Consider the following 13,607-nt stretch of genomic DNA (forward strand, 5'->3'; position numbering starts at 1 on the left):
AAGTAAAAAATGTGTAAACCAATTTAGTAACAATAACCAGAAAAGTGTGAAGTAAATTTAGGCATAGTCAAGTGGTTTTCAAAAGGTGCTTAGTAAGGCTTCAAAAGGGCGTTAGTAAGACCTCAAAAGGGCATCTTTTGCAAGCCAAAAGGGCGTTAATTCGAATGGAATTAACGCCCTTTTATTTTTCAGCCTTTGATTTTTATTTACAAAACAGAGTAGCGGATACGATAGGAGAAACAAATGAAGAAGCGTATTATTCTCACAACTCGTCAACTTCTCACATGGGGTATCTCGCTAATCACTCCCCTCTCCACTCGGAGAGGGGTTGGGGGTGAGGCTTTTTCCCCCCTCCCCCTTCGGGGAGGGAAGGGGTGGGGCTTTTACTTCGCATACCCCGGATTCTGCTCCAACTTAGGATTATCAGAGATATTCCACTGTGGGATTGGCAGGTATCTGTTGAAGGTTTGGAACGTACGATCCTCAACCTTGCTGCTACCACTGACTACGGCACGCATTGTTGGGTCGGTAGCAGATGTGTTAATAGTACCTGTGATGCGGTTCAATGGACCATTCAATACTGTCTCTGCGACCATCTTACCATTGCTTGTCCAACGTAAGATATCAGCACGACGGAGACCCTCACCAGCGAACTCAGAGCCACGCTCACGACGAATCAGCTCACGGAGCTTGTCCTTAGTGTTATACTTTGACTGGTCAACAGCAGGCATACCTACGCGGGTACGCACCTTGTCAATCATTGCAAAGACGTTGGCAGAAGGACCATTCAACTCGTTCTCAGCCTCAGCCCATGTCAGAAGTACCTCAGCATAACGGAAGACGATAGGGCTACACTCGGTATCCCATACATCAGAATACTGACTCTTTGGGTCCAGATACTTACGCCATGTGAGCGCAGTCTTGGAAGCATTGGCAGCATTGGTTGGATAGTTTGGATTCTTCTTACCATTAACATTCTCGTCGAGCGTATTGAAGACGCCATCATTCCAATCGCAACCAGGATAGAGAATACTCATAGCCATGCGAGGATCACGACCATGGAAAGGATGCGTTGCATCATAGCCAGAGCCAACTTCGTCGATAGTCATACCATTGCTCATCTCATAGTTGTCAACACAATTCTGTGTTGGAACGACTGATGACCAACCACCATCGCCATTGTTATACAGCTGTCCAATAGTTCCGATTGGGCGAGTACCGCTCTTATATTGTACAGCAAGGATAATCTCGTTAGAGTTTTGACCAGCTAACTTAAAGAGGTTCGAATAATCACTATCAAGCGTATACTGTCCCAAGTCGATGATAGCCTGAGCAGCATCCTTCGCCTTCTGATAGTCGCCCCAGTAGAGGGCAGCACGCATCTTCATAGCTAAGGCAGCACCCTTTGCGATACGTCCACGTGCAGCAGGAGACGTATTGATATCAGCAATTGCCTCATCAAGGTCTTTGAATACCAAATCCTTCACCTCTTGCTCCGTATTACGTGGCACGCGTGCCTCCTGAGCACTGGTGAAAGGCTTAACGATTGGCACACCACCATAGAGGAAACCCATGCGGAAATAGTTGTAAGCACGGATAGCCTTCACCTGCGCAACGAGGTCTTTCTTTACCGCATCGCTGCTGAATACACACTTATCAACATTCTCAAGGAAGGTGTTACATCTACCAATGATAGTATAATCGTAGAACGACCAGCCCGGAGACGATGGTGAGAGCGAACCATTACCGATATTGGTAAAGCCTTCCCAAGGGAAGTTGTTGTACGCAAAGTCAGAGCCAGCGTCCCAATAAAGCAAGGCTGCACCTTCTTCCCAACCATCATAACAGCCCACAAGGAACTTCTCAGCATCGTCGCCCGTCTTCCATGTTGTAGCTGGCGACATTGCATCCTTCGGCACAGTGGTAAGGTAGTCATTACAAGATGTGAGCGCAAAGGCTGCCACACCTGCTAATATATATGTTCTTACAGTTTTCATAATGTATATCGGGTATTTACGGTTAGAATGTGATATTGATACCGATAGAATGTGAACGCAGCAATGGATAAGATGATCCACGCTCGCTGGTCACTTCTGGGTCAATATTGAATGGTAATGCATCGAAGGTAAGGAGGTTTTCACCTGCATAGTAGATACGTACTTTCTCAAGACCAACTGCTTTGAGCGCACTCTTTGGAAGGGTGTAACCCAACTGCAAAGTCTTCAAACGCAAGTAAGCTGTGTTCCACAACCAGAAGGTTGACATAGCACGAGTCATGTCGCTTGGGCTGTTTCCTGTCTCAAATACACGTGGCAACTTAGCATTGTGATTGTCGTCTGTCCATGAGTCTTTCCACAGTGTTGAAGGGTGGCTGGCATCACCAGAGAACTCACCAAGTACCTCACGGTTGTAGATATGAGATACTGCACCAACACCCTGCCAAATCATAGAGAGGTCAATGTTCTTCCATGTTGCACCGAGGTTGAAACCGTAGGTAATTGCTGGGATATCCGTATGCTTGGTGTAGATACGGTCGTTTGAATCGAGCTTATCATCACCGTTTGTGTCCTCATAGATAAGGTCACCTGCCATGAACTTACGTCCGAATGGGTTGCCATACTTCGCTGTGTAGTCGTCAGCCTCCTGCTGTGAGTTGAAGAACTTACCAGTAGCCTTGTACATAAAGAAGCTATTGTACTGCTGACCTACTGCTGTACGGCGGTTGCCACTACCAATGTATTCTGTGCCGTCGCCCAAGTTGAGAATCTTATTCTTGTTGTAAGCGAAGTTCGCACCGACATTGATTGTCCAATCCTTGTTCAACTGCTTTGCATAAGCCAATGAGAGTTCCACACCCTGATTGCGCAATGCACCGATATTATCCTTGTAAGCACCGAGTGCAAACTCTGCTGGAGCAGACACGTTCATGATGATACCAGTCGTCTTGCGGTTGTAGTAATCCAACGAACCAGTCAAACCACCGAAGAGGGTAAAGTCAAGACCAACGCCCCATGTAGTAGAACGCTCCCAAGAGATTGTCTCAAGGTGATAGCTACCCTGATAGTAACCCGGAGTGAGCTGACCACCAAATGGATACTTCGCATTGAGGTTATAAGTGTTCATCCAAGGATAGTAATCGTCTAAGGCATCCTGATTACCGAGCTGACCCCATGATGCACGCAGCTTCAAGTTGTTCAACCATGACTTTGAACTCTCCATGAATGGTTCCTCAGAGATACGCCATGCAGCAGAGAATGATGGGAAGAAACCCCAGCGATGAGCTTCTGCAAAGCGTGAAGAAGCATCAGAACGGAAGTTTGCCTCAAAGAGGTAACGACCTGCATAGTCGTAGTTCAGACGACCAAAGTAAGACACCATCGCCAGCTCGCGAGTATTACCAGCATTCTGCTGTGTCGAAGCATCACCAGCGTTCATATCAGTAAGTTCGTTGTTAGGGAAGTTCTTACGATACATCCAGTCTGGCAGATACTTATAGCGTTCAGTATGCCAACCGAGCATAGCCTTGAAGTTATGCTGTGAGAATGACTTGTCATAGTTCAGGAACGCATCGAAGGTTGTGCGATGCCAGTCATAGTGAGCAATCTCCAACTTGTTAGGGTCAGAGGCCTTATTAGGGTTATACTGGATGAACTTTTGGAAGTAAGAGTAACGCTGAGAAGCATCAACATATGCGCCCTGCAGCGTCAACTTCAAGTCTTTCAGAATCTGATAGTCGAGTCCAATCATACCCGTAAAGTTGCGATTGTTGCGGTTTACGGTCATTCCAGACTCTAACCAAGCCATTGGGTTACCATCAGAAACAGTACCATAAGTACCATCTTCGTACTTATAAACAATCCAAGGAGCAATGATATTCAGCTGACGAATAATCTGATCGCTACTACCACCAGCGTATGCACTACTTGCATCGCGATAGTTGTTTTGGATATAAGCAAGGTTAAGATGGGCAGTGATGCGCTTTGACAACACCATGTCGAGATTCGCACGACCATTAAACTGCTCACGACCTGCATTAGGAAGAATACTGCTCTGCTTGAGATAACCTGCAGAAGCAAGATACTTCACATACTCATTACCACCCGTAATGTTCACGCTATGGCGGTTCTGCCAAGCGGTTTTGAATGCAAGATCGTACCAGTCTGTATTAGGATAGTTGTAAGGATCTGAGCCATCACGGAACTTCTTAATCGCTTCATCAGAGAAACGTGCTGCCTTACCACTACGTTCCAATGCCTTATTATAATAGTAAGCGGCATCGGCAGAATTCATCCTTTCCATCAAGGCTGTTGCATTCTGAATACCAAAATAACCTGAATAACTAACCTTTGGCGCACCATTCTGCCCTCGTTTTGTAGTTACCAGAATCACACCGTTAGATGCTTTAGAACCATAGATGGCTGCTGAAGAAGCATCCTTCAGGACAGAGATACTCGCAATGTCCTCTGGGTCGAGCGAGTTGAGTGTTCCTGCCTCAACACCATCAATCAAGATATAAGGCGAAGCGGAGTTCAATGTTCCCACACCACGCACAAGAATCGTACCATTATCAAGACCCGGCGCACCGTCTGCTCCGGTCACCGTGATACCAGGAAGCAATCCCTGCAAGCCTGAAGACACGTTAGAGATAGGGCGGTTTTCGAGTGCCTTACTGTCAAGCTGTGCAACAGAACCAGAGAGGTTTGCCTTCTTCTGTGTACCATAACCGACAACAACAACCTCACTAAGTGCGCTGTTCTCATCCTTTAGAGTAATGTTATAGTTCGTCACACCACTTCTCACCATGACGCTCTGAGTGGCGAAACCAACATAACTAATCTTCAACTCCGTACCCGGAGCAACAGAGACTGAGAAGCGACCGTCCATGTCGGTCACCCCTACTGGAGTACCATTTGCCAGTACAGAAGCACCAATGACTGGGTCGCCATTAGCATCTTTTACCACACCATTAATACTCTGCTTTTGCTGCTGAACACTCATACTCGTGTTCGCATCCGCATTGGCTAATACTGGGGATGGTGCAAACGCCATCAACCCGAAAGCTAAAGAGAAAGCTAGGCTGCCCGTCAACAATGGCGGGTTCTTCTTGTAGGTCTTTCTTACTTTCATAAAATTAGACATATACTTTATTGATTTAGGTTTTGTGCTACAAATATAGTATTTTATACAATAAACACCAAAATAAAACTTTATTTTTTTAATCTTAACGTGTTGTTTACGGACACAGGTAAGGGTGGGTGTTGGTTGACGAGTTTTGAGTTGATGAGTAAATGAGTTGCTTGTTATAAAACTCTTTTACTCCTTACACCAGTGGTGACTCTGTGTCTATAATGGTGTTAATCCTTCGCACATGTGGTGCATACCATCCGCACCATAAGTGCATACCACCCGCACCACATGTGCTAAGCACCCGCACCAAACCGGTAGAATATCAACACACAACCCATAGAGTGCGTTATAGAACTTTTAAACAGTTCTTATGTTACTCTGTCTTCAAAAAATCCAACATTATGACTCTGTCACATTGTCATCAACTTACACTGTCATCATCGTTCGAACCAGTTGTTTTATGCTTTTGGCTCGCTATTTGATATAATAAACTATAAAAAAACAAAATTAAATGCGGCTTAATTTGGTTGTTCACATATTTATATTTACCTTTGCACGCCGTATCAAATTTGGATAACGGAAAAGCTATATTTTTTTAGGAGGAAATAGTAAACAATTCATGAGACAACTTAAGATTTCAAAAAGTATCACTAACCGATCAAGTGAGGCACTGGATAAGTATCTTGTTGAGATTGGTCGTGAGCCGATGATTACCGTTGACGAAGAGATTGAGTTGGCACAGGAAATCCACAAGGGCGGTCGCAAGGGCGAACGTGCGAAGGAGAAACTGATAAAGGCTAACCTCCGTTTCGTCGTTTCAGTAGCTAAGCAGTATCAGCACCAGGGACTCTCTCTCACCGACCTTATCGATGAGGGAAACATTGGTTTGGTGAAGGCAGCTGAGAAATTCGATGAGACACGTGGTTTTAAGTTTATCTCATACGCCGTTTGGTGGATTCGTCAGAGCATCCTGCAGGCTATTGCCGAACAGAGTCGTATTGTGCGTCTCCCGCTAAATCAGGTGGGTGCTATCTCAAAGATTAACCAGGTGACGAACGAGTTTGTGCAGCAGCACAATCGTCGTCCTTCTATCCATGAGTTGGCAGAGTTGACAGGTATCGATGAGGCTCGCATCCGTCAGAGCCAGAGTGCAGACAATCACCACATGAGTATCGACGCACCATTCAGCGATGACGATGACAACTCAATGAGTGATATGCTGTCATCAGGTGACGACTCACGTACCGACCGTGGCGTTGATTTCGAGTCAATGTCTGACGATCTCCGTGCTGTTCTTCAGAACACCTTGAAGGATCGTGAGATAAAGATTGTCACCGAGTGTTTCGGTATTGGTTGCCAAGAGAAGGGTCTGGAGGAGATTGGAACAGAGATGGGGCTTACCCGTGAGCGTGTTCGCCAGATTCGTGAGAAGGCTATCGAGAAGATTCGTGAGAGTGGCAACGCACGCGTACTCATGAAGTACTTGGGATAAAAAAGCAAGATTAAGATGATAAATAGTAAAGAGGATGTGTTTTCTTACACATCCTCTTTACTTTCTATAGAAGTCCCGCAATCTTTTATTGTAGGGCTTTAAGCTTTTGTTTCATACGATATTTGAAGCCATAAGACTTCGCTTCATCATCGTAAGTAAATTCGTTTTGAAACGCTTATCACATTTTGTGAGTGAGTTCCTCAGCATAAGAAAGTTGAGTATCTTTCCCCTTTAGGAAGTCGTCGACCTTCATCGGTACAAGGTGGTGAGGCTTAATGCCTTCGCCCTCTAATGGGAAACCCTTAGGAGAATACTTAAAAGGATGACCGATTGGAATCCAGTAGTACATTCCGTATGTGGTCTTAAACAAACGAGGATTACCACCAGTATCACCCGCAGAAGGCGTACCTACAATGATAGCATCACCACTTTCTTTCATTGTTATCAGAAAGCTCTCAGCAGCAGAAACCGTAACAGGTCCTGCCAAGATAATCACCTTGCCCTTATAAGCATCCGCAGAAGGCGACATTTTTGTGCCGTCCCAAATCGTCCGTTCACCCTTTATCAGGTGCTGTGCTATGAAATCCCCAACACTACTATTGCCTCCACCATTATGACGAATGTCCACTATAAGGAATGGCAGTTGTCTTAAAGACGCAAAAGCTTTGCTGAATTGCTTATCAACTCCATCCACCATACTTCTCACATCTATATATCCAATCTTTGAAGAAAGTTTCTTCCATGTCACGTCTTGCTCTTTATCCTTTGTAGGAATATACTGAGATTGCAGATGAACGGTGAGCGTTAAAGGTTTACCTTGTCGGATAACGTCCAGTTTCTTCACTGAATCCGTATAGCTCCACAGTATATCCTTTGCTGAATACAGGTAACGTGCAGCATCAGTAGATGCAGAAATATACTTGGCATTATTAGTTACCCACTTATTTACTGGCACTCCATCCACCGAAACAATCTCATCTTTATCCCGCAAACCAGCTTTAATTGCAGAGTTAGAAGGCTTGTCAACGAACACCCGATTATCAATCACAATAATTTGATCTCCCTGTATAAACCAAGGTTCCTCTATGGATACATTATCTGCGTGAGCACATTTCAGATTACCAAAGAACTCCTTTATCAACAATGAATAAGCCACCTTTGACTGCATAGTATCAAGACGCTGAATGTAGACAGTATGAATCGAATCAAGATTTAGATGCTTCTCATCTTTATATATATACCGCTCTTTGACGAGGTTGAACATCTCTTCAAAGTCATTTCGGAAATCTTTTGGCTCAACGGGTATCTTGTCTGCATTATATACTTGTACATCTTCCCAGTTTAAAGATGTATGTTTCTGATTCCAAACGTAAAGAACAAAGGCTGTAAGTATCAGTCCTAAAAATACAAAGGTAAATAAGATAAGTTTCTTCATCATATTTAAAATGGCATGATTTGTTTGTCACAAAGATATAAAAAATATATTATACATCAAATTGAAACACATAAATAAGATAAATAAAAGCATTTATCTTTTCTGCAAAAGCGCAAGAACCGCTTTGCAGCAAGTCTTTCACTTCTAAGCAACCGAGAAAAACAATAAAACGAAATCAGCAACGTTATACAATGTATGAAACGTAAGGATATTCAGAAATACATATTACTACTATTGTTTATGGTGACTGCCCAGTTGGCATTGGCACAATCGTTCACACTGCAAGGGAAGGTTTCCGACAAGGATGGCAACCCGATTGAGTTGGCTTCAGTCATGGTTGTTTCGCAGGGAAAACTATCGATGACGAACCTTAAAGGCGAGTTCAACATGCAGTTGCAGAGTGAAGACTCCGTGAAGGTGCGCTTCTCAATGATTGGCTACAAGACCAAGACGAGGGTTCTGGTGCGTCCAAAGGGGAAGCAGACACTGCTCATTCAGTTGGCTGACGACAACGCATTGGAGGAGGTTGTAGTGCAAGGTAAAGCTAAACAGCATGGAACAACAGAAGAATTGGATATTCAAAAAAACAAACAAGGACCCTCTACTACGGGTAATGCCGTAGAAGAGTTGGTACAGACGCAGGCGGGTGTTTCAACCCACTCGGAGCTATCCTCACAATACAATGTGCGTGGCGGTACGTTTGATGAGAACTCCGTATATATCAATAATGTAGAAGTGTTCCGTCCCTTCCTTGTGCGAAGTGGACAGCAAGAAGGACTTTCTATTATCAATCCTGACATGGTTGAGAGCGTTGGCTTCTCAACAGGTGGATATGAAGCGAAATATGGTGACAAGATGAGTTCGGCTTTGGACATCACGTATAAGCGTCCGAAGAAGACAGAAGCATCCGTCTCTGCCTCCCTCTTAGGTGCTAGCGGCTACCTCGGACTGGCTACTAAGAAGTTGACATGGACAAATGGTGTGCGTTATAAAACGAATCGTTACCTCCTCGGTTCGCTCCAGACAAAGGGCGAATATCGTCCGTCCTTCCTAGATTACCAGACTTATCTTTCATGGCAACCCAATAAACGCTGGCAGGTAGATTTCATCGGTAACATCTCTGAAAACCGATATAACTTCCAACCAGAAGACCGTGAGACAAACTTTGGTACGCTGCAGAACGTGAAGAAGTTCCGTGTCTATTTCGATGGACAAGAGAAAGACCTCTTCCGCACCTTCTTCGGTTCGTTGGCTATCACACGCCATTTGAGTTCACGAACTGATGTTTCCCTCCTCGCATCGGCCTTCACAACGAAGGAGCAGGAGCGTTATGATATTCAAGGACAGTATTGGCTCACACAGACGGAGACGTCAGAGAACCTCGGCGTGGGTACGTTTATGCAACATTCACGTGATTACCTCAATGCAAACGTGAAGAGTCTGAAGCTGATGATGCAGCATCGCACAGGAAAGCATCGAATTGAAGGAGCTGTGACTTATAAGATTGAGCATATCAAGGAGAACTCTGCAGAGTATGAATATCGTGATTCTGCGGGTTATAACGTACCTCATACGGGTCGTGACTTGAAGATGATTTACTCGCTTCGTGCTCGCAATGAACTCAAGGCGAAACGCTTTGAAAGCTATTTGCAGGACACATGGAACTTCCAGACACGCGACTCTGTGCCAACGCTTTTCACACTGAATTATGGTGTACGCTTTGCGCATTGGGACTTTAATGGCGAGAGTCTGTTCTCTCCACGTGCGTCGCTGTCCATCACTCCTGGCAGAAACCGCAACCTTAGCTTCCGCATTGCAGGTGGTATCTACTATCAGGCACCTTTCTATAAGGAGCTTCGCGACACGTCTATCGTCAATGGTGTCACCTATGCAACGCTCAATCAGAAGATTCGTGCACAGCAGTCTATCCACGCATTAGCAGGTATGACCTATCGCTTTGAAATGTTAGGTCGTCCGTTTAAGTTCACTGCTGAGGCTTATTATAAAGCCCTCTCACGTCTCGTCCCTTACTCAGTTGACAATGTGAAGGTGACCTATTATGGTGAAAATACAGCCTCAGGACACGCCACGGGTCTCGACCTTAAACTCTTCGGCGAGTTCGTTCCAGGGGCTGATTCCTGGCTGACACTTAGTGTGATGAATACCAGCATGACCCTGAATGGTAAGCGTATTCCGCTTCCAACCGATCAACGTTATGCGCTCAACCTCTATTTCACGGACTTCTTCCCAGGCTCAACACGTTGGCGTATGTCGCTGAAACTGGCTTATGCGGATGGTTTGCCGTTCTCTGCTCCGCACCAAGAACTGGAGAATAACACCTTCCGAGCACCTGCTTATAAACGTGCAGACATCGGTATGAGTTATCGACTCTTAGACAACCACGATGGGCATCGCAACATTATCTTTAAGAATATCTGGCTTGGCCTTGATTGTCTGAACCTCTTCGGTATCAATAACGTCAACTCTTATTATTGGGTGACAGACATCGCCGGACAGCAGTATGCTGTGCCAAACTACCTCACAGGGCGACAGATTAACGGAAGACTTACGATTGATTTTTAAATAGTATTTAGTTGACGAGTTGACGAGTTTTCAGTTGACGAGTTATATGCAGCAATAAACATAACAAACGAAAGTAATCATAATTATGAATTGTGATTTAACTAGGTTTTCAGTGACTTGCTTGTCATCGTAACCTCAATACGATTCTTTTGATCGAGGAGTTGTTTGAGGATTTGTCTTACGTCTTCCACTGTCATTCCCTCAACGATCTTCCTGAAATCGGTGTCGATATCATTACCATTGTAAAGGTCATTGTACAGCACAAGCTCCCAATAGTTGTTCATTTCCAACACTTGGTTATACACTTTCAGTTCATACGCTTTCACCTTATCAAGATCTGTTTGCGATGGCCCTTCTGTAGCCATCTTCTCTAATTGTTCGTAGATAATTGGCATGAGTGAAGCGTACTTATCTGGATCGGTCTGAAAGGCAATGCGCAAGATAGCTTCGTCATTTGGATGATGCTGCAGTAAGGCGGACACCTGTACATTATAAGTTCCACCTTTCTCCTCGCGTACTTTCTCCGTATAAACGATGCGGAGCAATTGTACAGCGGCATCGAGCAGTATATCGTTACGTGTGTTATAATCAATTACTCCTTTCACCACGAGGGTTGTTGTGGCTGAAGGTGTCTTCTGTTCTTTGGTAAAGACCTTTCTAATCATACCATTAAGGAGTTTCGCACCATGAGTGCCGACAGTTTCAAATCTGTCATTTGAGGGTAGGGTAGCAACGTATTTACAGAGTATTGGGCGTAGTCGGTCCATGTCGATGTTGCCTGTAAGGATAAGTTGGAAGTCAGCGGCATTGCCAAAACGCTCCTTGTAAATTTGCAAGATGCGCTCATAGTTCACCTTCTGAAGCATCCCTACGTCTATAGATTTCAGTCTGTCGCTGTTGTATGCAATATGATGCAGACTGTCATTATACGCAATCATTGGATTAACATGTGCATTCGTGAGGAATTCCTCCTGTTGTGCCATCATGTTCTGATAGGCCTCTGTGTCCTTCCTCGGTTGTGCAAAGTAGAGATATAACAACTGAAAAAGGGTCTCCATGTCCTTGACATTGGAGGAACCATTCATTCCTTCCGTCTCATCATCAATGTACGGACTTATTGACACAGACTTCCCTGCCAACATCTTCTCCAGTGTTAGGTCATCAAACCTTCCTACTCCACCTATCGTCGCACCTGAGATAAGGTAAGCAAGGTTAGGCATCTCCTCATCAGTGTACATATCTTTACCTCCCAGACTGAACATTTTCAGTCTCACTTCATCATCTTCAAAGGATGTAGGACGAACATACACATGTACGCCATTCGACAGTTCTAACTCTGTATAACCATACTTATATTTCTTCTCAGCAACAATACGTCCGGCAGCAGGCTGGTCCTGTATGAGTTCTGAAGGCAATTGCTTATCTTGGTAAGGTTCGTAGGTCTTCTCTTGAGCGTTGAGGATGAGCTTTTCTATCTCTTGCTTTGATGGGAGAACAACCCCTTTCTTCTCAGGTCCATAAAGTGTCACGACTTGATTCTTATTCGAAATGATTTCGCGTGCAAGCTGGTTGATGTCGGCAAGTGTCACGACACTATCAAGACGTTTTGTTAATTGTAGTTCAACGACAGGGTCTATGATAGGTTCCGCCTCCAGAAAGTTCTCCACACAAGCTTCCACAAAGTCGCCATTCTTCCGTTTCAGTCGGTCGTTATAACCACTTTCAGCAAAGGAGAGCATTTCCGCCTTACCACGCTTCAGTTCCTGCTCAGTGAAGCCCATACTTCTTGCGCGTTCAACCTCGCCAACAATGGTCTGAATACCATCCTCCATCCTGCTTTCTTTTAGTACACCCGACACTTCGAACGCCTCTTTCGTAGATGCCATAAAGAAGTTCCCATCACGCACGGATGCTGAGATGAAGGGTGCATCAGTCTTTCGTGCGTATTCATCAAGACGATCGTTGATAAGCATTCTCACAATACTTGTTTTGTATTTGTCGGCGAATGACTGCAACGACTTGCGCTCCTTGCGTGGTGTAGCATCTCGTTTCATGTAGAGTGTGAAGTTAACCGTGGGTTGTTCTTTGTCAGTTGCTGTAAAGAGCAGCATCTTCTTGTTATCGGCTACGGGATAGAAGATACGTTCAGCAGCATGTTCAGGCATCGGGATGGTGTCGAAGAGTGCTTTTATTTTCCGTTCTATCTGGTCTTCATCAATATCCCCCACAACGATAATTGCCTGCAAGTCGGGACGATACCACTTGTGATAATAGTTGCGAAGTGCTTGATAAGGGAAAGTCCTAATGATGTTCATGTCGCCAATCGGCATGCAGTCGGCATATTTTGTACCAGCATAGATAACAGGCATAGAGGCTTCCGCAAGTCGTTGTATGGCCAGTCCCATCCGACGTGTGCGCCACTCTTCCTCAACGACGCCACGTTCTTTGTCAATCTCGTCTGCGGTAAGCAGTAGATTATGGCTCCAATCATGGAGTATCAGCAGGCACGAGTCCACGATTCCTTCCCTTTTTACAGGGGCAGAAGAGATATTATAAACCGTCTGGTCAACACTAGTGTATGCGTTGAGGTTGGTTCCGAACTGAATACCTACTCCCTCACACCATTTTACAATCCCCGGCTTTCTGTCGTTGCCAGGGAAGTTGCGTGTCCCATTGAAAGCCATGTGCTCGAGGAAGTGAGCAAGTCCACGTTGGTTCGGTTCCTCAAGAATCGAGCCTACATGTTGTGCTATATAGAAGTCGGCAACGCCCTTTGTTTGGTCGTTATGACGTATATAATAGGTCAATCCATTGGAAAGTTTACCTTTCCTGATGGTTTTGTCTTGATCAATCGTGTTGTTCTGGCCCATCATACAGCCAGAAACAAGCATGAAAATAAGTATTAGGATTTGTTTCTTAGATTTCATTGTATGTCTTTACTTATTGTTTATCGGTTGACGGAAGCACGTA

General features: G+C 44.8%; 6 protein-coding genes. 2 read left to right on the forward strand and 4 right to left on the reverse strand.

Annotated features, from left to right (window positions below):
* Positions 1-383: 383 nt before the first annotated feature.
* Both J4856_RS00140 and J4856_RS00145 read right to left on the reverse strand, forming a co-directional pair.
* Positions 384-1,997, reverse strand: coding sequence for a RagB/SusD family nutrient uptake outer membrane protein (locus J4856_RS00140; RefSeq protein WP_065367971.1), 1,614 nt, complete (start codon positions 1,995-1,997; stop codon positions 384-386).
* A gap of 22 nt (positions 1,998-2,019) precedes the next feature.
* Complete coding sequence (locus J4856_RS00145) at positions 2,020-5,139, reverse strand: SusC/RagA family TonB-linked outer membrane protein (RefSeq protein WP_025839112.1); 3,120 nt, start codon at positions 5,137-5,139, stop codon at positions 2,020-2,022.
* A 607-nt stretch (positions 5,140-5,746) separates the two neighbouring features.
* Here J4856_RS00145 and J4856_RS00150 point away from each other — a divergent pair.
* Positions 5,747-6,619, forward strand: a complete 873-nt coding sequence (locus tag J4856_RS00150; RefSeq protein WP_004359180.1) for a sigma-70 family RNA polymerase sigma factor — start codon at positions 5,747-5,749, stop codon at positions 6,617-6,619.
* Positions 6,620-6,797: 178 nt separating this feature from the next.
* Here J4856_RS00150 and J4856_RS00155 read toward each other — a convergent pair whose 3' ends face one another.
* Entirely contained in the window at positions 6,798-8,057 is a 1,260-nt protein-coding gene (locus tag J4856_RS00155; RefSeq protein WP_234967290.1) for a S41 family peptidase, read from the reverse strand.
* 192 nt (positions 8,058-8,249) lie between these two features.
* Between J4856_RS00155 and J4856_RS00160 the strand changes: the two genes are divergently transcribed.
* The gene (locus J4856_RS00160; protein WP_065367972.1) at positions 8,250-10,637 is read left to right on the forward strand and encodes a TonB-dependent receptor; all 2,388 of its coding nucleotides are present in this window, start codon (positions 8,250-8,252) and stop codon (positions 10,635-10,637) included.
* Positions 10,638-10,738: 101 nt separating this feature from the next.
* Here J4856_RS00160 and J4856_RS00165 read toward each other — a convergent pair whose 3' ends face one another.
* Positions 10,739-13,564, reverse strand: a complete 2,826-nt coding sequence (locus J4856_RS00165) for a M16 family metallopeptidase (protein WP_065367973.1) — start codon at positions 13,562-13,564, stop codon at positions 10,739-10,741.
* Positions 13,565-13,607: the final 43 nt, after the last annotated feature.

It is taken from the genome of Prevotella scopos JCM 17725 (genome assembly GCF_018127785.1).
Taxonomy (GTDB): domain Bacteria; phylum Bacteroidota; class Bacteroidia; order Bacteroidales; family Bacteroidaceae; genus Prevotella; species Prevotella scopos.